This is a genomic window from Sporolactobacillus sp. PKPK-6 (assembly GCF_056678885.1).
The window spans coordinates 469,228-491,124 of sequence record NZ_JBWXPA010000002.1; the positions used below are offsets into that span (position 1 = coordinate 469,228).

Genomic DNA, 21,897 nt, shown 5'->3' on the forward strand with positions numbered 1-21,897 from the left:
CCTTACAAATAATCTACGAAATGATCTCTGAACTTCAGATGCACAAATGAACCGAAAATAAGGGCAACAAGAACAAAACCCCAAAAATACGCCGTATAACCGATGTGATCAATCCCGTACCAAGAAGCGCCTAGCAGTGTAGAACGGTAGCCTTGTACAAGATAATACATCGGATTCAGCAATAAGATTTTTTGGAAAAAGTCAGGCAGACCCGCATCTGCAAGACGCGCAGGCTCCCATAGGAAAGGAGTCAGATAAAACATCATACGCATGAGCGAAATCAAGACCTGATGCACATCGCGAACGATCGTTGAAAATGTAGAAGTGATCAGCGATACCGAAAACAAAAAAGCCAGCGCAGCAAACATAAAATAAGGAAGCTGGATCATATAAATACTGATTTTAAACTGTGTAAATTGCAGAATCACAATAACAATTCCAGTGATCATTAAATGCTGATAAAATTTTTCAAGAATCACGTAGCTTGGAATCGCACTCATTGGAAAATTCATTTTAGCGATAAAGCGAATCCGTGAATAAATCGATTTCGACCCTTGGATAATGGCTGGTTGGATCAAAAACCAAACAATAATTCCTGAAATCAACCAGATAATATAAGGAGCTGGGACCCCATTGTCAACGGGAATATCATTGCTTCTGCCCAATATTTTGCCAAAAACCAGCCAATAAATAAAGATCTGAATCAACGGATTAATAACGACCCATGCCATGCCTAAATAATTATTCGTATTCTCACTTTTCAACTCATAAAGGGACAATCTTCTGATTAAATATAAGCTTTTACATTGCTCCCGAATAACCTTCCATGCCGATTTCATATCAATTTCCTTCCAATAATCATCAAGATACAGTACTCCAATCCATACTTTAACACAGCTTATTTAAAAAAGAAAATGAATCCTTTGGACTTTCCGGGTATGAATGAATCTCTCCAAACTCATCATTTATAAATTTTGATAGTGAAATTCTTTTTAGGAATAAGAAGTGCTGTCTTGGAGAACATACTCAATAATACGAATCACCTATCCAAAGGAGTCTGCTATGAGTACACTTCTTTATCTCAGCTATTTTGTTCTGCTCGTTATTTTTTTTATTTTTGTTACACTCCGCATCACGATCGGAGCAAATATTTGCATGTATATGATGATCTTATATCCGGGTACCATGCCCTTTGTCATCATTTACATAGAACAGAGTAAAGCAGAAAAGAAAAAAGCGAAAAAGATGGAAAAGGATGCAAATTAAGACTGGATTGGGTTGAGAAGCTTGTTCTGGAAAAGAAAAAATAATGATCCCGCACAAACAAAAAAAACATTATCTGATTTTATGACGCAGATGCAAACCAATCCGGATTTCCGGCATTTTCATCATGAAGGAACGTTCTTTTCCTGCTGGGTCTCATTTATCGTCACATTGGTTGATCTCGAATATATTCATCGTGATTTATTGCCTGCCCTCTATTCGGATCGCGTTCACAGCATGAAAGATATTGCTCATGTGATTCCCGCCGACAAACTAATACGAACTAAAGATCTATCTGAAATACAAGCGGGAATTCTCGATGGTGCATTAGTCATTCAAGAATCGATGCATTCAAAAGATTGCCTGATCATTCCCTGTATGAAAAAGCAGGCACGTCCGGTTGAGCAATCGGAGATTGAAACAAGCATTCTCGGTCCGCATGAATCGTTCGTTGAATCACTGGAAACCAATATCAATCTTTTACGTGCTCGAATACCCATTCCTCAATTCAAAATAGAAGAACAGCGTGTCGGGAAGATTTCCCGAACAAGAGTTTCTGTTCTCTACATCGAAGGAATTGCCAACAAAGAAAATCTTAATACAATTACTCAGCGTATATCAGATCTCGAAGTAACCAACTTGATCAGTTCGAACATGCTTGCGTTAATGATTTCCGACAATAATTATTCGATTTTCCCACAGTTTATTGATACGGAACGTCCGGATCGAGTGAGCGGAGCGCTTTATGAAGGAAAGATCGCGGTTATTGTTGACGGGTCGCCAAGTGTACTGATTCTTCCAAGTACCATTGTTGAATTTTTTTCCGCATTTGACGATTATTCATTAATTTGGATTCTTGCATCGCTCTATCGCTTATTGCGCTTGTTCGCCATTGGATTTTCTGTCGTTTCTTCATCACTCTATGTTGCTTTGCTGACGTATCATTATCAACTCGTGCCAAAAGATTTACTGGCGACGCTCATCGTCTCACGAAGTTCGGTTCCCTATGATCCGATTATTGAGGTCCTGCTGCTGGAAATCATGATTGAATTGCTTCGAGAAGCAGGAGCAAGGCTTCCAACGAAGGTCGGCCAAACCATTGGTATTGTGGGTGGTATTGTTATTGGAACTGCTTCTGTACAAGCGGGTATCACAAGCAATATTCTCTTAATTATCATTGCAATGTCTGCTCTTGCTGCCTTCATTACACCAAATTACCGAATGGCTACCACCATTCGCCTGATTCGATTTCCCTTTATTTTTTCAGCACAGTTGCTCGGAATTCTAGGTATCGCACTTTGTTTTATGATTTTTGTCTGCCATATGCTTAAGCTGACTTCTCTTGGGCATCCGTACATCGAACCCATTTATCCATTGCGTGTGACGGATTTAAAAGACAGTTTTATCCGGTTACCGCTTAATGCACAAACGCAACGGCCATTATTCTTACGGACCGGTGACAAAAATCGGTCTAACCCACATCGTGTGAATAAAAAGGAGGGCAAACATACTCCTGATATTGATGAATAGCACGTTTCTTAACGAGGAGGCAATAGATCCGTATGTACAATAAAATCAATCCCACACACACAGTGGGTCCTATAGCTGCCTTTTTCCTTCCGCAAGTCATGCAAATCGGTATTGGATTTCTGTCGTTTCAGCAAATCATTACAAAATTCAGTGAGCAAGACGGCTGGCTTGCTACATTGATTTCCGGTTTATCAACCCTTCTCGTTATGTGGATTATTTTGCGTCTTCTTGAAAATGAAAGGCAATTTGGACGTCCCGATCTTTTTTCCATTCACCGCCGTGTTTTTGGTCCGTGGATTGGAAACGTGCTCACCTTTATCCTTTTGGCTCATGTACTGCTGTTTTCCTTCGTCTTCTTACGCAGTTATATTGAAATTCTTCAAGTGTGGATTTTCCCTCAACTTAATAGTTTTACTTTCTCAATCATCTTCTGCTGTATTGTCTGGTACATCGTGATGGGGGGGTTGCGGACAATCAGTGGTGTTTGTCTGCTCAGCTTTATCTATCTGATCCCTTTATTCATCCTAAGCATTTTTATTGTCCCACATGCGCATTATGAAAATTTAATGCCTCTCTTTGACCATTCACCACTAGCGATTCTGCATTCTTGCTATGAAACAACTCATGACTATCTCGGTTTCGAATTAATTCTGTATTTTTATCCGTTTATCACTCAGCCGGAAAAAGTGGGAAAATGGGCATTTCGAGGCGTTCTTACTACTGTTTTTATCTATACCACGATTATTCTGTTGGGAATTGTCTATTTCAGCCAAGGTGAAATGCAGAATACTCTATGGCCGACCATAACTTATTGGAAAAGCGTCCGATTTCCATTATTTGAACATGTTGACATTATTGCGATTGTCATTTTACTTTGGGTACTCATTACAAATATCTGCCTTTGCTCCTGGATCCTGGCCCGCGGTATCAAATTCACATTTCCTGCCATAAAAATGAAGCATTCACTCATTGGCATATTAGTGGTATTGATTACGATTACATGCATGGTTAAAAACGGACTTCAAGTACGAACAATAAATAATATTTACAATGGTTTTGGTTTTATTATCATCTACTTGTATCTACCATTACTGCTTTTTTGCCAGTGGGTTAAGAAAAAGATAGGGAGGCAATCTGCATGAAACATTTCATGCACCTTATTGCATCGATTACTGCACTGATTACTCTTAGCGGATGCTTGCCGACAAGCGTTATTGACGACGTGCTCATCGTAGAGGCAGAAGGCATAGATTATATTGGTGGTACCAGGGTTATGGGTACAATCTCAATGCCTAACTATGTACAAAATCCCAACCCCGGCAGTTCAGGTGCTGGACTGCCGACAACTGCCTCAATGATGCGCTATCTGAGTGGCATCACCTACGATGGCAAATCATTGGTCGACCGTTTTCAAGAGAATGGGCAAAGGGCAATTCGGGTTGGTAAACTCAGAGTTATGCTTTTTGATACCGATTTAGCGAAACACGGCCTTAAGAAACAAATTGATTTGCGAAATCGCGATCCTGAAGCACCGCGAGACATGAATTTTGTGATCGTGGAAGGAAGCTGTAAAAAGTTGCTGACTGCCATTGATTATCAGACACAGATACCAATCTCACGCTATATTCAGGATATGATTGAACAAAACAATCATCAAAATTATCCGGAAAGCACTTTGGAAACGTTTCTGTATGCCTACTATGGCGCTTATATGGATCCTTTTCTTCCCATGATACGAAAATCCGGAGATCATCTTGAAACGGTCGGACTCGCCCTGTTTAAAAAGGATAAATACATCATGAAGCTTCCACCAAAAAAGGTATTTATTTTTAAAATGCTGTTTCAAAAATTTGATCAGGGGGTTTATGATTTTGAATTTGCACCGCAAAAGCATGTTGCTTTAAAAAACGTGCATACAAATGTCCGCTACACAGTTAAGAACGGAAATAGCACATCTCCGGACATCTATGCTCATGTTTCAATTAATGCTCAAGTGAGACAAGCCTATCCGAAGAGTATCAGCAAAAATACCGGTCCGAGAATGGAGAAAAAAATTGAAAAACATATGTCTCGTGAAGCAAAAAAATTGGTTCAAATGCTGCAAAAAAAACAAATTGATCCGCTTCAATTAGGACAACATGTGCGCAGTTTTACACGTGGTTTCGACGGAAAGTCATGGCCGGACCGATATCCAAACGCGCGGTTCCATTGCACCGTTGAAACGAATATTATTCAAACCGGCATTTCAGACTAATTGGCAGAGCGTTACCATGCATCCAACTCATCATTGATAAATAGTCCGCTGTATTGATAAATTTCTGAAAAAAGCATATAATATAGGGATTAACAGGAAAGGGGATTTTAATTAATGGGATTTAATCGAGGCCCGCAAGAACCGGTTCCTGAAGCAGAAACAGCAATTTGGACATGTACAAATGATTCGTGTTCTGGGTGGATGCGTGATGCATTTTCCTTCGATGAAACGCCAAAGTGTCCACTTTGCCATTCGGATATGAAAAAAGAAACAAAAATGCTGCCGGTCATAGACTGATCGACGAGACAATCCTTAAAAAATTAATAACTAAGCTTTGAATAGTTTATAGAGCAGGACGGTTTTTCTGACATGGTTCAGAAAAATCGTCCTGTGTTTCTTTTTTTAGGGGGTATCGATAAGACGGAACCGTAAAAGATAAAGATGATGGTTACAAAAGAATGGAAAATCCTTAGGATAAGTTTTCAAAGATACAAAAAAAACATAGTTTGTATAGAGGAACCTAGTGGTAGATCACGTATAATTTAACCCAAATCTCCATTATTTGGTGTTTTACGTTACAATAGACAGGTAGGACAGAAGGTGAACATGTGAAACTTACGAAAATGAAAAGAAAATATGCCGATCGTCGTGGATGGCGTCGAATTATTTCAAGCCACACACGAAAAAAACAGTTTATGTGGCCAAATTTTCATGGCGAAGCCGTTCTGATTCAATTCAATGAAATCAAAGCACCGCTGTCGGTTGTTTATGGCGGGGTTCGCACCAAGACAGTCGATCAAAATTATTCCTGGCTGCAACTCTTTCCTGCGGAAACGCCGCAATTCGTTCTAACGGCGATGTTCAACGCGAAACATCGCCTCGTTCAATGTTACTTTGATGTCATTCATCAAGTCGGCCGCGATGAACAGGGAACACCCTGGTTTGATGATCTGTATCTCGATTTAATCCTTTTTCCAAATCACAAACTTTATTTAGTCGACGAAGATGAGTTGAATGAAGCACTTGAAAACGATATTATCACTCCTGAAATGTACGAAAAGGCGTGGCGGACCGCTCATCGTCTGATGCAATTCATAAAAAAAGATCCTGAGCATTTTCTTGCACTCGTACGTGAAGTCCGGGCCACGTTTCCACACTAAATTATAGGGGGCTAAGATGTCATGAGCATCCTGATTACCGATATGTCGGAAAATGATTTCGCTCCTTATCTTGAGTATTCAACTAAGGAGTACGCCAAAGAAAAACAGCAGTCCGGCACATGGACTCCCGAGCGCGCGTTAATGAACGCACGTGCTGAGATCAGTCGTCTTCTCCCGCAAGGATATCAGACAGTAAATCACCGCTTTCTTTCTCTCGTTGACGAAGCTGGAAGAAAAGTGGGTATCTTTTGGCTGCATCTTTCGCCCGAACGTAAAGAGATCTTTATTTATGATTTTGAAATTTTCGAATCGTTCCGAGGCCACGGATTAGGACAGCTTGCCATGCAAACACTCTTTGCTTACAGCCGCACTCTCGGATTCAAAAAAATTAGTCTTCATGTGTTTGCGCATAACGCGCGCGCCTATCATGTGTATCAGAAACTCGGATATCAAGCGACAGATATTAACATGAGCAAATGGTTATAATCTTGCATAACAAATGATTTGAAATCGCATACTAAGTTTCGGGAGGTGTGCGATCATGTCTGAAGCAAGAAAAAAGGAGTACCGGTCCAATAAAGGAGCGACTGCGTCAAGCGTCTCTCCAGCCGGACGTGCCAAAGATGACCATCAATCATCTGTTTCTAAATTAGAAGAACGCGCACGTAAAAATAAGTAAACAGAAGGCAGCCGGAGATAACATTCCCCGGCTGCCAATTTCTTATGATGATCATTAATCAGCAAGTGCTTCGACCAGAATATCGGCAATGTGCATGGCGCGCACTTCGCCGGTTCTATGAGCACGTTCAACTCCAAGCTTCATTTCCAGAAGACATCCGGGATTGGCTGTCACAATCGTTTGAGCATGTGTACCAGCAACCTTCTCCATCTTGTGGTCGAGAATCTGTATGGCCATATCCGGCTGCACAATGTTATAATCTCCTGCCGATCCGCAACACGTATCAGCACCTTCCATTTCTACGAATTGCGCACCTTCGATCGCGTTAAGAAGAATTCTGGGTTCATCGAAAGTTTTCATTACATTACGCAGATGACAAGAATCCTGATACGTAATGATTTGTTCCGGTAGACGCAGACGATGTGTTTTCTGAAAATCCAAGTCAACCAATAGAGCAGAAATATCCTTTAACTTAGCAACAAAATGCTTTGCCCGATCCGCCCACTCCGGCTCGTTTTTAAGCAAATGGTCGTATTCAATCAGAAACGCGCTGCATCCTCCGGCATTGGTAATAATATAATCTGCTTCTGCAGCCTCAAAGGCTTCAATATTTCGTTTTGCCATCTCTTTCGATTTTTCCAGTTCGCCATTATGTCCATGAAGTGCACCGCAGCATAATTGATTTTCAGGAATCTCAACATCGCATCCCGCTTTACGAAGCAGTTTTATAGTCGCATTGTTGGTGTCAAAAAACATGGTATCCATAAGACAGCCGGCAAACAGAGCAACCGTCGCCTTCTTCTCACCTTCATGTTCAAAGTAACGTGGGCGCTGTTTCATCTCGCTTCGTCTCGGAACTTCCGGCAAAACCTTTTCCATGGTAGCCATGCTCTCCGGGAACAAATTCATAAATCCGACTTTTCGAGCCACCTTGGACAAACCGCTGCGCTGATAAAAACCAATTAATCCGGTCACTTTCTCCATTCGATCCTGTCGCGGAAAAAGCTGCTCGAAAACACCTTTACGGATCATTTTGACACGTACGGTTTGTTTTTTATTACGCTGAAGAATTGCCCTTGCATCCTCAAGAAGATGTCCGTACTGCACGCCCGACGGACACACAGGTTCACAGGCTCGGCAGCCTAAACACAAATCAAGCGAATGAGCAAAATCATCGTCCGGTTCGATAATGCCATCGGTTACGCCTTTCATCAAGGCGATTCGTCCTCGAGGCGAATGCTTCTCTTGATGCCCCGTTTCGATATAGGTTGGGCACGAAGGCAGACAAAAACCGCAACGCATACAATTCAGCAATTCATCGTAGTCCATTTCTTCTTTAAATTCCTTTTGAATCCGCTGTTTTTCTGCCGGTGTCATCATTTGACCGTCACCATCCTTTCCTTTCCCGTTTCCGCGAATACTTTCCCGGGATTCATGATTCCTTGAGGATCAATCGATTGTTTGATTCCGCGCATCACGTCAAGACCAGCTTTTCCAAGTTTCCATTCCAAATAAGGAGCCTTGGTCGCGCCAACACCATGTTCGCCGGTTAAGGTTCCGCCCAGCTCAATTGCACGCTCAAAGATCTCCGCAAAAGCCTCCTCCACTCGCTTCATTTCTTCCTCATCTCGGGCATCGGTAAGACAAGTCGGATGAAGATTTCCATCACCGGCATGGCCGAATGTTGAAATACGCACCCTATACTTTTGAGCAACTTCAGTAATTGCACGCACCATTGCAGCGATCTCAGATCGTGGAACCGTAGCATCCTCCAGAATTGTTGTCGGCTTTAATCGGGCAAGTGCACTTAATGCCGAACGCCGTGCCGTCGCAAGCTCTTCCGCCTCTTCATCAGAAGTAGCAAGCCGGACATCGACTGCTTGCTCTTCTCGGCAGATTTCTGCTATTTTATGAATATCACGATCTACAATTTCCTTTGGACCGTCTTGCACAATAAGTAAAATCGCTTTAACATTCGTCGGCAGTCCAATGTGAGCAAATTCCTCCACAGCTCGAATGGTATCCTGGTCAAGAAATTCCAAAGTCACCGGAATCATCTTGTTCGATATAATGGCTGAAACAGATCGCCCGGCAGCTTCAATATCTTGATACAAGGCCAGAATTGTCTTTTGCGACTCCGGCTTCGGAATCAATTTTAGCGTTGCTTCCGTGATGACACCCAGCGTTCCTTCTGATCCGACAAACAGATGCGTCAAATCATAGCCTGCTACATCCTTGGTCAGCTTACCGCCCGTGCGAATCAATTCTCCGTTCGGAAGCGCAACTTGGAGCGCCATGACATAATCCTTTGTAACGCCGTACTTCAAGCCGCGCAGTCCGCCGGAATTTTCTGCAAGGTTACCGCCAATCGTCGAAATCTTCATTGAACTCGGATCTGGCGGATAAAAAAGATCTTCTTTTTCGACGAGATCGGATATCGTTTTCGTAATTGTACCCGGCTGAACGGTAATCGTTAAATTTTCTTTATCAAGTTCAAGAATGTTATTCAGATACTTCATGAGCAGGACGACTCCGCCTTTTAACGGACAGGTATCGGCACATAGATTCGTCCCGGATCCACGCGTATACACGGGTGTCGACGTCTCACTGCAGAGTTTCAGAATCTCTGCAATTTCTTCAGCTGTGCGCGGAGAAACAACAAAATCCGGAAGCGCTTGAAAATTAGGCGTTGCATCATAAGAATAGACCAGTCTCCCGCTCGTCGAATCATCCACATTTTCACTGCCCGTAATTTCCATCAGCTGTTCCTTTAATTTGTTGAGTTTCTTTTCTAGCTTTGACGTCATCTTCGACCCCCGATCTATTAATCACAGTCCAAAAAAGTAAACGCTTTCTTATTATCTATTATAATTATTTAATGGACATTATTCTATTATTAGCATTTAAAATTATGCCACAGCCTTTGTACTGAAAAAAAAGACAGTTTGAAAATTCATATTTGAACTTTCGAACCGTCTTTGGCTAATACAGCTATTCAATTATTGATTAAGTAATCTCTCGAAGTTTATGCACCAAATGACATTATTTTGCAACATCGTAGCCCTGGTCTTCAACAGCATCTTTCATTTCCGTGAACCCGACTTTTGCCTCGTCATAAGTGACATCTACTTTTCCGCTTGTCAAATCTACGTCTACTGCAGAAACACCATCGAGCTGCTTCAATGCACCGGTTACTGCCATTTTACAGTGACCACAGCTCATTCCTTTAACTTCCAATACACGTTCTGCCATTCTGTATTCACCTCCTTAAAAAGTAAGTATCAAATCAGATTTTCACCCGTTTCAAGCGCAGGCTGTTCGACACGACTGATACAGAACTGAACGCCATCGCTGCTCCGGCAACCCAGGGAGCAAGCAGACCGAGCGCGGCAACCGGAATGCCGATTGTATTGTAGAAAAGCGCCCAGAATAGGTTTTGTCTGATATTGCGCATCGTCTTCTTGCTCAGATCCAGCGCTTTTGCTACGTGAGTCAATTCGCCGCCGACCAAAGTAATGTCTGCTGCCTCAATGGCAACATCCGTACCGCTCCCGATCGCCATGCCGATATCAGCTAAAGCAAGAGCAGGTGCGTCATTTATTCCGTCGCCAACCATTGCCACACGCAGTCCTTGTTTTTGCAGTTCACGCACTTTTTTTGCCTTATCCTCGGGAAGTACTTCAGCGAATACGTGATCAATTCCAACCTTCTTTGCGATCGCTTCAGCCGTTCGCTGATTATCGCCGGTAACCATATAAACGCTTAATCCGCGCGCCTTCAGTCCTTGAATAGCCGAGACTGATGATTCCTTAATGGTATCTGCAACAGCAACCAATGCTTGTAGTTTTCCGTCAACTGCAACGAACATAACTGTCTTACCGTCCGACTCTAATCGAAGTGTGTCATCCAAAGCTTGGTGATACTCAATTTTATTTTGATTCATCAAACGACGTGTACCAATTACGACCGACTTGCCATCTGCTGACGCAGTGACTCCGGATCCGGTATGTGCCTCAAAATGAGTTACGACCGGCCATTGTTCACTTTGATAAGCGGCGACAACTGCATTGGCCAAAGGATGCTCGCTTGTTTTCTCGGCCGCTGCAGCAAGCATAAGTACGTCTTCTTTTTCTAAGTCACCGAAAAGAACAACATCGGTTACCTCTGGTTTTCCTTTTGTGATCGTTCCTGTCTTATCAAAGATTACAGACTGCAAATTTTGCGTGGTTTCCAAATATTCGCCACCCTTAAAAAGAATGCCCTGTTCTGCAGCTTTTCCGGTACCGACCATAATGGACGTTGGCGTTGCAAGTCCCAAAGCACACGGGCAAGCAATCACAAGCACACTGATCGCAGCTGCCAGTGCAGTATCCCATTGACCGGGCTGAATGGCAGCGATCCATACAACGAAAACAAATAAGGCAATGACCAGAACAATCGGTACGAAAATACCGGAAATATTGTCGGCCAGCCGCTGAATCGGTGCTTTAGAGCCCTGGGCCTCCTCGACAATGCGTACGATTCCTGCAAGTGCCGTGTCCTTGCCGACTTTTTCAGCTTTCATGACAAATGAACCGGTTGTATTCACTGTAGCACCGATTAATTGATCACCGGAACGTTTCATGATTGGCAGAGATTCACCGGTAATCATTGATTCGTCAACCGCGGATTCTCCGTCAACAAGGACTCCGTCAACCGGAATCTTTTCACCCGGTCGAACGCGAAGCAAATCTCCGCTTTTAACCTGATCAATTGGCACACGTTCTTCCGCACCGTCCACAATTTTCGCAGCATCCTTAGCCTGCAGATCCATCAGCTCCGTAATCGCCGCAGTCGTCTGCCGCTTCGCGAGCGTCTCCATGTATTTGCCAAGCAGTACCAACGTTATAAGGACAGCGCTTGTCTCAAAGTAGAGCTGCGGATGATGCAGTCCCGCAAATTGATAGCGGAACGTCTGAACAACGCTGTAAAAATAGGCGGCACTGGTTCCAAGTACAACGAGTACATCCATATTCGCACTTCGATTCAATAACGCGCGTGCTCCTCCGTTATAAAACGGCCAGCCAATGTAAAATTGGACGATACTTGCAAGCACAAATTGAGTCCATGGATTCATAAACAGCATCGGAAACGGTCCGTGATAAAACGGAAGGTGGCTCACCATCGTCAAGAGCAAAGGCAAGGACAAGACCGAAGACAAGATCAGCCGATTTCTTTTCCTTCGTATTTCTTTAGCTTTCCCATCATTTTCAACCTCTTGTTTTAATACCGCTTTATAACCAAGCTTGCGAATCTTCTCAAACATATTCTCAGGCTCAATAAAACCGGGCTGATAGTAAACAGTGGCGGATTCCGTTGCCAGGTTTACCGCAGCAGAAATAATGCCCGGCAGACGTTTCAAGCCTTTCTCAATACGTGCTGCGCAAGCCGCACACGTCATACCCGTAATCGCCAGATCAACACGCTCGCTCGCAACCCCGTAACCAAGCTTCTCAATTTTCTCAGCGATTTCGACCGGTTTGATCTGTTGATCATCATAATCAACTTTCGCCTTCTCCAATGCTAAATTCACATTTGCAGCAACGCCGTTCATCCGGTTCAGACCACGCTCGATCCTGTTGGCGCAGGCGGCACATGTCATACCGTAATTCCTATATGTGCTACTTTCTTCATCGCTGTCTCCCCTTTCTTCCGACATGACTTATTTAAAATGCTTCAATACTTTTAACAATTCATTGATCTGTTCATCGCCATGCCCTTCTTCAATAGCCTTGGCGACACATGATTTCGTGTGGCGCTCAAGTATTGAAAAACCGATTTTTTGCAGAGCAGCCTGTACTGCGGAAAGTTGGATGAGAATGTCGACACAATACCGATCGTCTTCTACCATCTTTTCGATGCCGCGTACCTGCCCTTCCACACGTTTCAGTCGATTGGCAATCTTGCGTTTCTCGTCGGAGGTTCTTGGAACAAGCGGTACGCGTTCTTCTGAATGGTTTGCATGTTTCAAGGAATCATCCGCGCATGTACAGTGTTTCTTATATTCTTCCATGAAAGATCCCCTCCAAAATCCATTATACCCTTAGGGGGTATTTAATCAAGAAATTAATCCGAGCAATGGCAATCTGACTCGCTAACTTCTTCAAAGCGAACAAACTGTTGTCATGTATGTTCGAGTATTAAACGGCCAAATCATTATGTAAAAAGACGCCTCAAATTCAAAAGGATTTGAGACGCCTTTGTCATGTGTTTTTATTCTTCAAACGATCTTCGTTTCGGAACCATCAGCAGTTACATTATATTGTGATGCTTCATTAAAAGATTTATTAAGTTCTTGAGCATACGCATTTTTTTGTTCATCCGACCAGTTAAGCTGATCTGACATAAAATTAATAATCGGTTGGGCTAATTGTTGTGCCATTTTAATAGAAAATAGGGTCATGCCGGAACGTCTTGTGAAATAATCCACGGGTGACAGGATCATTTCATATTGCAGCGCATATTGAACCGTTGCCAAAAGTGCGGGACTCACTCCGTATTGCAGGGCGGCATCCCGATTTGACCGTATATAATCAAAGATCGTATCAATGTTCGTGCCGTATTTTTTCGCAAGTCTCTCTGCTTCTCGTTCGGTCAAACCAAGGGTGATTCCGTTCTTTGTTTGTTCCTGTGCATACTTTTTGTAGTGTGCGCCTCCGCCGAAATGACCACCGGACAACGCAACATGAGTGGTCTGGCATTGTGGATAAATTGTTCCGTTTTCGCGATGTAGCTGGCTGGTTACTTCATCAACCACGCGTTCAGCCATCTTACGGTAGCCGGTCAATTTGCCTCCCGCAATCGAAATCAATCCTGAATCTGAAATAAAAATTTCGTCTTTTCTCGAAATTTCCGAAGGTGACTTTCCCTCTTCCTGGATCAATGGGCGAACCCCTGCCCAACTGGATTCCACATCGTCTGCAGTGAGATGTACGGAAGGGAACATGCCGTTAATGGCGGCAAGAATATAATCGCGATCCTCGGCTGTTGGTTTCGGATCAATTGGCCAACGTGAGTAAGTTGTATCGGTCGTTCCCGCATAAACTTTGCCTTCTCGAGGGATGACAAAAATCATCCGTTTATCGCCATTGGTTGTATCGAAATACACGGACTGTTTCATTGGAAAACGTTTGCCGTCAATAACGATATGAACACCTTTTGTCAAATGCAGGTGCTTGCCCTGCTTGGAATGATCCTGTTCACGAATGGTATCCACCCATGGACCCGCCGCATTAACGATTTTCTTTGCAAAAATGCGGTAATCTTTCTTCGTCAGTTGATCAACGATACGAACTCCGATCAGCTTCTTATCATGATCATAGATTAACTTTTCTACTTTCGCATAGTTAACGGCAAGCGCGCCGCGCTCTGATGCTTCCTTCATTGTCTCAATCGTCAGCCGTGCGTCATCGGTACGGTATTCCACATAGTAGCCACTCCCTTTTAACCCCTCTTTTTTCAAAAGCGGTTCTTTCTTCAACGTTTCATTACGGCTGAGCATGACGCGGCGTTCTTCGCGTTTCACTCCGGCTAGAAAATCATAAACCTTCAGACCAAGTGATGTGGAAAAGCGTCCGAATGTCCCATTTTTATAGATTGGCAGCATCATCTTTTCCGGAGCAGTCACATGGGGGGCGTTCTCATAAACGATTGCCCGTTCTTTTCCTACTTCAGCAACAATCTTTACCTCAAACTGTTTTAAATAGCGCAGTCCGCCGTGCACGAGCTTCGTTGAACGGCTGGACGTTCCGCCGGCAAAGTCCTGCATATCGGTTAAGCCTACTTTTAAACCGCGAACCGTTGCGTCAAGCGCAATACCTGCACCTGTAATCCCCCCGCCGATAATGAACAGATCCAGAACTTCACCAGCCATTTGATCCAGGATTTCATTTCTGTTAAATGATGATAACTTCATTTTATATTCCCTCCAATTATAATTTTTTATCTCACAATGAATCCGATGAGCTATAAGTAATTGAAAAGACCACAAATACACCTCCAAATCATCTGAACACGACTAATGCTTCGGCTGTGTACTGTGGTCTTATGCCCTTTTCATGACCTGTTATTAACTTTTATTATGCAGTACTCAAAAATTATTTGAATGCTCGCGCGGCGTTTACTGCTTTTTTCCACCCATTGTATAAATCATGCCGATTGACTTCTTGCATCTTGACAGCAAACTTTTTGCCTACTTTCCAGGCATCTGAAAGCTCAGATTCATTTTTCCAAATCCCGACGGCGAGTCCGGCAAGGTATGCAGCGCCAAGTGCTGTTGTTTCACTGCTCGTCGGCCGCTCCACTTCAACACCGAGAATGTCGCTTTGGAACTGCATGAGAAAATTATTCATTGACGCACCGCCATCGACACGAAGCTTCTTCAGATCAATTCCGGAATCCTCTTTCATCGCGTCCAGTACATCCTTCGTTCGATAAGCCAGTGATTCAAGCGTCGCACGAATAAAGTGTTCCTTGGTCGTGCCACGCGTAATCCCAAAAGCTGCTCCACGAACATCAGAATCCCAGTATGGTGTGCCTAGCCCGACGAAAGCCGGCACAAAATACATCCCGTCCGTTGATTCTACACGACGTGCATATTCTTCGCTTTCCTGTGAATAACGAAACATACGTAGCCCGTCACGCAACCACTGAATAGCAGAGCCAGCAACAAAAACGCTTCCTTCAAGTGCATAGGTAATCTTACCGTTGATGCCCCAAGCAATGGTTGTCAGCAAGCCGCTTTTCGAGCGTACCGCCTGCTCACCGGTATTCATCAGCATGAAGCAGCCGGTTCCGTACGTATTCTTTACCATTCCTGTTTCGTAGCATGCCTGACCGAATAGCGCAGACTGCTGGTCACCCGCGATCCCGGCAATCGGCACCTCCTGACCAAAAAAGTGATAGTCAATTGTTTTTGCATAGACCTCTGAAGACGATCTAACTTCCGGCAGCATTGATTTCGGTATATCTAATAGATCGAGCAGTTCTTCATCCCATTTCAAATCATAAATGTTATACATGAGCGTTCGCGAAGCATTTGAGTAGTCTGTGACGTGGACCTTTCCTCCTGACAGCTTCCAAACAAGCCAGGTATCAATCGTTCCAAACAGAAGATCACCTTTTTCTGCCTTTTCGCGTGCACCTTCCACATGATCCAGAATCCATTTGACCTTAGTTCCGGCAAAATACGGATCGAGGACGAGTCCTGTCTTATTACGGAAGGTGTCTTCATAACCGGCTTCTTTAAGGGCTCGGCATATATCTGCAGTTTGTCTCGACTGCCAAACAATTGCATGATAAATCGGGTGGCCGGTGTGGCGATCCCAAATGACCGTTGTCTCGCGTTGATTAGTAATTCCGATTCCGGCAATATCCTTTGCGTCAATTTCTCCTGTAAGCAGTGAATCAGCAATCACCGACAAAATGGATCCCCAGATTTCGTTCGCATCCTGCTCAACCCAGCCCGGCTGCGGAAAAAATTGAGTAAACTCCTTTTGTGCTACTTGCACGACCCTTGCCTGCTCGTCAAAAATCATTGAACGTACACTCGTTGTTCCCTCATCAAGTGCCAAAATATATTTTCCCATGAATGAAATCCCCTCTCAATTGTTAATCATTCTTCTCTGTTAATGGGCCGTCATGTGTCGCAAATCTATCCGCTAAATGTTGGTCCATCATGATAAACATTAGAAATTATTTTCTAATGAAGTATTAATTATCTCATTCGAATTAAGCAGTCGATGGCGCTTCTCAGCGATCAGCGAACCGGCAATGACGACGAGGATGATAGCTGCACCGATCCAAAAGGCAAGAGTTTGATGTCCAAGAAAGAAGGCTTGATAGAATAACGCGCCGAAAACACCGCCGATTACTGGCCCAACAATCGGTATCCATGCGTATCCCCAATTTGATCCGCCTTTCCCTTGAATCGGAAGAAGCGCGTGAGCAAGCCGCGGAGCAAAGTCTCTGGCAGGATTAATAGCATAACCGGTCGTGCCTCCAAGTGCCATGCCAATAACCACAATCAGAAATCCAACAATTAATGGATTCAAACCATGCGCAAATTGATTCGCACCAATCGATAGAATGGCGACAACAAGAAGAAACGTACCGATGATTTCGCTAAGCAGGTTTGCCCAACTTTGTCTGATTGCCGGACCCGTGCAAAAAACTCCGAGTTTAACTGCCGGATCCTTCGTTCCTCCCCAATGGGGCAAATAGTGCAAATAAACAACACATGCCCCGAGAAAACCTCCGATCATCTGAGCGCTGATATACACAGGCACTTCCTTCCATGGGAATTCGCCAATTGCCGCAAGTCCAAGTGTCAGTGCAGGATTCAAATGTGCGCCGCTGAATTGACCGACCGAGTAAGCGCCGATGGCAACAGCAAGCCCCCACCCGAATGTGATGACAATCCACCCGGAATTTTTTGCATAAGATTTCGTCAGATTGACACCTGCACAGACACCGTCCCCGAGAATAATTAAGATCATCGTGCCAATTAACTCGCCAAGAAAACCGGACATGCCAACGACCACCTTTTAGCTGAAATTCAAGTCAAAAGTTACGATTTCCGCCACCATAAGACAATAAAAATCCACGACAAGCAATTACGGGCAAACGTAACCCCGCGTTCCTGCGTGGATGATCCAATCTCATATCCGTGGCTTTACATTAACTTGATAGCTCTATGGTAATCACAAATGTAAGCGCTGTCAATAAATTGTCACAAAAAATATAAATTTTGTTCACAATTATCTTGGTGAAATGATAATTCAATTAATGTATTTTGTTGATTTCCGTGGAATGCCACAGTTCTGATCTTGAGGTTGAAATCGCCGCAGCTCCCGCTTTAAATGCTCTCTGTGCATCTTGAGCCGTGCGGATCAGCCCGCCGGCAATGACAGGCACGTGCACCTTCTGAATGACTTCGTGGATTAATTCTGGAATGATGCCCGGCAACAGTTCTACCATGTCCGGCTTAACGTGTTCGAACAGACGATAACCGGTCTCCATGGAACGCGAATCAAGCAGAAACATGCGCTGGATTGTAATCAATCCACGTTTTTTCCCCATTTCGAGCATATTACTCCGTGTTGAAATGATGCCGTAGGGACGAATCTGTTGACAGACGAATTCAGCTGCCGCCAAATCATTTTTTAACCCTTGAATTAAATCTGCGTGAACAAATAGTTGCTTGTTTGCCTGTTTCCCCATCCGAACCATTGTGCTGATTAATGATATATGACTGTCCAAAACAATGATCTGACGAAAAGGGAGACTCAATAATTTTTCAAAACTTTTCATGTTATTTGCCGCCGGTACTACTAATTGACCTTCAAGTGCCAAAATAATCCTCTCCTTGATCGCAGTTCCGCGCCATAGCTCCCTATGTACACTCCATACTAATCTTCCATTTTTACAGCACGCAAAAAAGCAGCATTTGCTGCTTTTTGCGGATTGTGAGGAGGTTGGGGGAATGGGAAAAAGCTGCCAATTCATGAATTGGTTAGATTGCATGGTGCAGGGAGCAGCCACACGTTGGGACTGTACTCAAACCCTGTGATGTCCGGAAAACAAGCCTGTTCATAACGAATACTGTCAGTGCGATCGTTTGTAGACTAAGATCAGATCTTGTCCTCTTAACGGATCATTTGTTTTATAAACAAAGACAGCGTTAACTTATTTGTAAGCGCGCGACTGACAATGAATCGACATGAATGCTTACATTCTTCCCTAAGCAAGCCCCGTTGCGCCTGACTTCTCTCTGCAAAAATAATCATAACCTGATTTCATAATCCGTGCAAAAGCATGTTTTACATATTTTAACCTTTCATGGAATCAATTTCATGATTAAAACAAGTTATTCGTAATGAAAAATGGCGTTTTTCATTATTTTTTGCTAATTTAATAGTTTTTGAAAAAGCCTGAAGATTGACCATTAGGTGTTCGTTTCGATACAATTAAATTAAGCGCTTGCTGAATTGAACGTTTTTTAATGGTTTCTTTTTTAGTTGTTCAGCTACTTGGACACACTGAAGAGTGGAACCAACTACATTGCAAGAGGAGCGAATAAATGAACATTAAAGAAACAGATCTTCCAGGAATCGGAAAAAAGTTTGTCCTGACAACGGATCAAGATGAGCGTGTTGTTGTCGTCCTTCACGATGACGGACGAAGAGATGTTTACCATTATGATGCATCTGACCCGGATGAATGTATTTCGTCAGTCAGCTTTACGGACTCAGAGGCTCGCCAGTTTGCCTCAATTATTGGCGGCATGGCGTATAAGCCAAAAGCAATGGAAAATGTTGAGGTTGCTTTAAGTGACTTGATTATCGAATGGTTTAAAGTCACCGCTGACGCGCCGATTATAGGAAAAACGATTGGCGGAGTTGGCATGCGACATAATTACAAAATTAACGTGATCGGGATCATCCGAAAAGATCAGACCAAGCAATTAAATCCCGGTGTGGACTCAGAGTTTCGTGCCGGAGACACCATTGTTGTATCGGGCGAACGTGTTGATTTAAAACGCGCGTACAAGGAACTGTTCACTCGAGGAAAGGAGGAATAAATGGATCATTTAGTCTTTGAAGTCGGTACCGCTCTTGTTCTTGTTGCGATTGCGGCATTGATCGCAAACAGGCTCAACTTTTCCATTATTCCATTCCTCATCCTTGCCGGTATGATCGTCGGACCGCACGCACCGCATTTTTGGGTTATCAATTTGAAATTTATTCATAGTGCGGAGCTTATTGAATTTCTCGGACGTATCGGTATCCTGTTTCTCCTTTTCTACCTCGGATTGGAATTTTCGACCAGCAAACTGATTCGTTCCGGAAAGTCGATACTTGTCGGAGGGTCTGTGTATATTGGAATCAACTTGACGCTTGGACTTCTTTATCCAATTCTGCTCGGTTTTCCTCTAAAAGAAACTTTGATTATTGCCGGAATAATCACCGTATCTTCCAGCGCAATTGTTGCAAAGGTCTTGGTTGATCTGCGTAGAACAGGTAATTCGGAAACGGAATTAATTCTCGGCATCATCATGTTCGAAGATATTTTCCTTGCCGTTTATTTGTCAGCGGTCTCCGGACTTGTGCTTGGCAAGTCACAATCCTTGATGGGCACCCTGCTCTCTATTTTACTTTCGCTCGGCTACATGCTGCTGTTTTTCATCATTGCACGAAAGGCAGCACCGCTGCTCAACAAGCTTCTCAAAATTACATCTGATGAAATTTTTATCATTGTGATTTTTGCCTCATTGTTTTTCGTTGCAGGATTTTCAGAAACCATTCATGTAGCGGAAGCAATCGGAGCGCTTCTGCTGGGACTCGTTTACTCGGAAACCGATCAAGCCGAACGGATGGAACATCTCGTCATTCCATTCCGTAATTTTTTCGGCGCTATCTTTTTCTTCAGTTTCGGTCTCAGCATCGATCCGACAAAGCTTGGGGGAGCGGTTTGGATGACCCTTGGAGCAGTTCTGATCACCATTATTGGAAATTTTGTAGCCGGCCTTGTTGCAGGGAAGCTCGCCGGACTTTCGTATAAAGCATCCACGAATATCGGCTTGACGATCGTTTCACGCGGCGAATTTTCCATCATTATGGCGAATCTTGGGATCGCCGGCTCACTCATGCCGATTCTGCAGCCGTTCTCTGCTTTGTATGTATTGATCCTTGCAATAATGGGACCAATTATGACTAAAGAATCAAAACGGATCTACACAATAATGAACAAGCTATTTCGATGGTCGGCACCTAAACAGATGGTCAAAAAAAATCAAAATGATTGAATTAGGCTCAATAATGAATGGTAGGTTCTGGTTCAACTAAAGGTTCGCTCTGCTTTTGCAAATCAAAATCTTTTGCTTCTTTCTTGCTGTTTCTTATAATTAAAGAGACCAGTACTAAAAAAGAATACGAGGCGATACTTTGTGGAAGTGACACATATTCAAGGATTAGCCATTAATCCAACACGAATCGCTCTTGGGACATGGGCAATTGGCGGATGGATGTGGGGAGGTTCTGATGATCAAGAGTCCATACGCACGATTCATCAGGCGCTTGATCGTGGTATAAATACGATTGATACCGCCCCGGCGTATGGACAGGGACATGCTGAGACTGTTGTTGGCGAGGCATTGCATGAACACGGCAAACGTGAAAATGTGGTATTGGCAACAAAGGTATGCTTGGACTGGGTTGGGACAAACGTATTTCGAAATGGCTCTGAGAAAAGAATTATGAAAGAAATTGATGACTCACTTAAACGTCTTCAAACTGATTATATTGATCTTTATCAAATCCATTGGCCCGACCCGCTAGTACCTATCGAGGAAACCGCTGAAGCACTGGGAGAGTTGTACAAGCAAGGAAAAATAAGAGCCATTGGGGTCAGCAATTTTACCGTTGAGCAAATGAAAACGTTTATGACCGTTGCACCGATTCACGCTGTTCAGCCGCCCTATAATTTGTTTGAGCGCGATATTGAGCACGACCTCTTGCCATTCGCAAAAGTAAATAACATGGTTCCGCTGTGTTACGGAAGTCTCTGCCGAGGTCTCCTCGGCGGCAAGATGAGTCTGGAACGTAAGTTTACCGGTGACGATCTGCGTTTATCCGATCCTAAGTTTCAGGCACCGCACTTCGCACATTATCTTGAAGCGGTTCACGAGCTTGCGCAACTGGCTAAGGAACGTTTTGGCAAATCAGTTCGCGCCTTAGCTGTACGCTGGATCCTTGATCAAACGGAGAATGGAATTGCACTCTGGGGGGCGCGGCATCCGGAGCAAATCACTGATGTTTCCGAAATAGACGGATTTCATTTGGACCAGCAAACCTTAACAGACATTGACGAGATTCTGCAACATCATATACCGAAACCAATTGGAACTGAGTTCATGGCACCACCTGTTCGTGATCAAATATAATTACTTTTTATCTTGCCCGGCATTTGTTCTT

21 protein-coding genes are annotated in these 21,897 nt (G+C 43.6%); 11 read left to right on the forward strand and 10 right to left on the reverse strand.

Annotation, left to right across the window (positions count from 1 at the left end):
* Positions 1-2: 2 nt before the first annotated feature.
* Positions 3-839, reverse strand: a complete 837-nt coding sequence (locus AC1MBV_RS13160) for an ABC transporter permease (protein WP_480948460.1) — start codon at positions 837-839, stop codon at positions 3-5.
* Between the two features lie 223 nt (positions 840-1,062).
* On the opposite strand from AC1MBV_RS13160, the gene AC1MBV_RS13165 reads away from it, so the two are divergent.
* The 8 genes from AC1MBV_RS13165 (at position 1,063) to AC1MBV_RS13200 (ending at position 6,886) form a co-directional block, all read left to right on the forward strand.
* Positions 1,063-1,266, forward strand: a complete 204-nt coding sequence (locus AC1MBV_RS13165; RefSeq protein WP_480948461.1) for a hypothetical protein — start codon at positions 1,063-1,065, stop codon at positions 1,264-1,266.
* Positions 1,267-1,287: 21 nt separating this feature from the next.
* A complete protein-coding gene (locus AC1MBV_RS13170; protein ID WP_480948462.1) occupies positions 1,288-2,793 on the forward strand; it encodes a spore germination protein in 1,506 nt (501 codons plus the stop codon).
* Between the two features lie 32 nt (positions 2,794-2,825).
* The gene (locus tag AC1MBV_RS13175; protein WP_480948463.1) at positions 2,826-3,935 is read left to right on the forward strand and encodes a GerAB/ArcD/ProY family transporter; all 1,110 of its coding nucleotides are present in this window, start codon (positions 2,826-2,828) and stop codon (positions 3,933-3,935) included.
* A complete protein-coding gene (locus tag AC1MBV_RS13180) occupies positions 3,932-5,047 on the forward strand; it encodes a Ger(x)C family spore germination protein (protein WP_480948464.1) in 1,116 nt (371 codons plus the stop codon). Before AC1MBV_RS13175 ends, AC1MBV_RS13180 begins: the two co-directional genes overlap by 4 nt.
* A 114-nt stretch (positions 5,048-5,161) precedes the next feature.
* Positions 5,162-5,344, forward strand: coding sequence for a cold-shock protein (locus tag AC1MBV_RS13185; RefSeq protein WP_253059030.1), 183 nt, complete (start codon positions 5,162-5,164; stop codon positions 5,342-5,344).
* Positions 5,345-5,655: 311 nt separating this feature from the next.
* The gene (locus AC1MBV_RS13190) at positions 5,656-6,207 is read left to right on the forward strand and encodes a ribonuclease FAU-1 family protein (RefSeq protein ID WP_255745866.1); all 552 of its coding nucleotides are present in this window, start codon (positions 5,656-5,658) and stop codon (positions 6,205-6,207) included.
* 21 nt (positions 6,208-6,228) lie between these two features.
* Positions 6,229-6,693, forward strand: a complete 465-nt coding sequence (locus AC1MBV_RS13195) for a GNAT family N-acetyltransferase (RefSeq protein WP_255745868.1) — start codon at positions 6,229-6,231, stop codon at positions 6,691-6,693.
* A 55-nt stretch (positions 6,694-6,748) separates the two neighbouring features.
* Entirely contained in the window at positions 6,749-6,886 is a 138-nt protein-coding gene (locus AC1MBV_RS13200; protein ID WP_255745870.1) for a hypothetical protein, read from the forward strand.
* A gap of 54 nt (positions 6,887-6,940) precedes the next feature.
* On the opposite strand, the gene AC1MBV_RS13205 is transcribed toward AC1MBV_RS13200, so the two are convergent.
* The 9 genes from AC1MBV_RS13205 to AC1MBV_RS13245 form a co-directional block, all read right to left on the reverse strand.
* Entirely contained in the window at positions 6,941-8,266 is a 1,326-nt protein-coding gene (locus AC1MBV_RS13205) for a (Fe-S)-binding protein (RefSeq protein ID WP_255745872.1), read from the reverse strand.
* Positions 8,263-9,693 (reverse strand): glycolate oxidase subunit GlcD, encoded by a 1,431-nt coding sequence (gene glcD / locus AC1MBV_RS13210; protein ID WP_255745874.1) that lies wholly within the window; start codon positions 9,691-9,693, stop codon positions 8,263-8,265. Before glcD ends, AC1MBV_RS13205 begins: the two co-directional genes overlap by 4 nt.
* 235 nt (positions 9,694-9,928) lie before the next feature.
* Entirely contained in the window at positions 9,929-10,138 is a 210-nt protein-coding gene (copZ, locus tag AC1MBV_RS13215; protein WP_255745876.1) for a copper chaperone CopZ, read from the reverse strand.
* Positions 10,139-10,172: 34 nt separating this feature from the next.
* On the reverse strand, positions 10,173-12,584 hold the full coding sequence (locus tag AC1MBV_RS13220; RefSeq protein WP_480948465.1) for a heavy metal translocating P-type ATPase: 2,412 nt from the start codon (positions 12,582-12,584) through the stop codon (positions 10,173-10,175).
* A gap of 3 nt (positions 12,585-12,587) precedes the next feature.
* Positions 12,588-12,938 carry a metal-sensitive transcriptional regulator gene (locus tag AC1MBV_RS13225; RefSeq protein ID WP_255745878.1) on the reverse strand — a complete coding sequence of 117 codons (351 nt, stop codon included), beginning with the start codon at positions 12,936-12,938 and terminating at the stop codon, positions 12,588-12,590.
* Between the two features lie 207 nt (positions 12,939-13,145).
* Complete coding sequence (locus AC1MBV_RS13230) at positions 13,146-14,840, reverse strand: glycerol-3-phosphate dehydrogenase/oxidase (protein WP_255745880.1); 1,695 nt, start codon at positions 14,838-14,840, stop codon at positions 13,146-13,148.
* Positions 14,841-15,021: 181 nt separating this feature from the next.
* On the reverse strand, positions 15,022-16,512 hold the full coding sequence (gene glpK, locus AC1MBV_RS13235; RefSeq protein ID WP_480948466.1) for a glycerol kinase GlpK: 1,491 nt from the start codon (positions 16,510-16,512) through the stop codon (positions 15,022-15,024).
* A 99-nt stretch (positions 16,513-16,611) separates the two neighbouring features.
* A complete protein-coding gene (locus AC1MBV_RS13240; protein ID WP_255745883.1) occupies positions 16,612-17,454 on the reverse strand; it encodes an MIP/aquaporin family protein in 843 nt (280 codons plus the stop codon).
* A 253-nt stretch (positions 17,455-17,707) separates the two neighbouring features.
* The gene (locus AC1MBV_RS13245; RefSeq protein ID WP_255745884.1) at positions 17,708-18,277 is read right to left on the reverse strand and encodes a glycerol-3-phosphate responsive antiterminator; all 570 of its coding nucleotides are present in this window, start codon (positions 18,275-18,277) and stop codon (positions 17,708-17,710) included.
* A gap of 727 nt (positions 18,278-19,004) precedes the next feature.
* Here AC1MBV_RS13245 and AC1MBV_RS13250 point away from each other — a divergent pair.
* From AC1MBV_RS13250 to AC1MBV_RS13260, 3 genes are all read left to right on the forward strand, one after another.
* Positions 19,005-19,505 carry a cation:proton antiporter regulatory subunit gene (locus tag AC1MBV_RS13250; protein ID WP_255745886.1) on the forward strand — a complete coding sequence of 167 codons (501 nt, stop codon included), beginning with the start codon at positions 19,005-19,007 and terminating at the stop codon, positions 19,503-19,505.
* Complete coding sequence (locus AC1MBV_RS13255; RefSeq protein WP_480948467.1) at positions 19,506-20,729, forward strand: cation:proton antiporter; 1,224 nt, start codon at positions 19,506-19,508, stop codon at positions 20,727-20,729.
* A gap of 141 nt (positions 20,730-20,870) precedes the next feature.
* Positions 20,871-21,866, forward strand: a complete 996-nt coding sequence (locus AC1MBV_RS13260) for an aldo/keto reductase (RefSeq protein ID WP_255745890.1) — start codon at positions 20,871-20,873, stop codon at positions 21,864-21,866.
* Positions 21,867-21,897 lie beyond the last annotated feature (31 nt).

Bases quoted from the DNA above. Each gene is read 5' to 3' on its own strand.
- AC1MBV_RS13160 (WP_480948460.1), bottom strand. From the start codon at position 839: ATGAAATCGGCATGGAAGGTTATTCGGGAGCAATGTAAAAGCTTATAT.
- AC1MBV_RS13165 (WP_480948461.1), top strand. From the start codon at position 1,063: ATGAGTACACTTCTTTATCTCAGCTATTTTGTTCTGCTCGTTATTTTT.
- AC1MBV_RS13175 (WP_480948463.1), top strand. From the start codon at position 2,826: ATGTACAATAAAATCAATCCCACACACACAGTGGGTCCTATAGCTGCC.
- AC1MBV_RS13180 (WP_480948464.1), top strand. From the start codon at position 3,932: ATGAAACATTTCATGCACCTTATTGCATCGATTACTGCACTGATTACT.
- AC1MBV_RS13185 (WP_253059030.1), top strand. From the start codon at position 5,162: ATGGGATTTAATCGAGGCCCGCAAGAACCGGTTCCTGAAGCAGAAACA.
- AC1MBV_RS13195 (WP_255745868.1), top strand. From the start codon at position 6,229: ATGAGCATCCTGATTACCGATATGTCGGAAAATGATTTCGCTCCTTAT.
- AC1MBV_RS13200 (WP_255745870.1), top strand. From the start codon at position 6,749: ATGTCTGAAGCAAGAAAAAAGGAGTACCGGTCCAATAAAGGAGCGACT.
- AC1MBV_RS13205 (WP_255745872.1), bottom strand. From the start codon at position 8,266: ATGATGACACCGGCAGAAAAACAGCGGATTCAAAAGGAATTTAAAGAA.
- glcD (WP_255745874.1), bottom strand. From the start codon at position 9,693: ATGACGTCAAAGCTAGAAAAGAAACTCAACAAATTAAAGGAACAGCTG.
- copZ (WP_255745876.1), bottom strand. From the start codon at position 10,138: ATGGCAGAACGTGTATTGGAAGTTAAAGGAATGAGCTGTGGTCACTGT.
- AC1MBV_RS13220 (WP_480948465.1), bottom strand. From the start codon at position 12,584: ATGTCGGAAGAAAGGGGAGACAGCGATGAAGAAAGTAGCACATATAGG.
- AC1MBV_RS13225 (WP_255745878.1), bottom strand. From the start codon at position 12,938: ATGGAAGAATATAAGAAACACTGTACATGCGCGGATGATTCCTTGAAA.
- AC1MBV_RS13230 (WP_255745880.1), bottom strand. From the start codon at position 14,840: ATGAAGTTATCATCATTTAACAGAAATGAAATCCTGGATCAAATGGCT.
- glpK (WP_480948466.1), bottom strand. From the start codon at position 16,512: ATGGGAAAATATATTTTGGCACTTGATGAGGGAACAACGAGTGTACGT.
- AC1MBV_RS13240 (WP_255745883.1), bottom strand. From the start codon at position 17,454: ATGTCCGGTTTTCTTGGCGAGTTAATTGGCACGATGATCTTAATTATT.
- AC1MBV_RS13250 (WP_255745886.1), top strand. From the start codon at position 19,005: ATGAACATTAAAGAAACAGATCTTCCAGGAATCGGAAAAAAGTTTGTC.
- AC1MBV_RS13255 (WP_480948467.1), top strand. From the start codon at position 19,506: ATGGATCATTTAGTCTTTGAAGTCGGTACCGCTCTTGTTCTTGTTGCG.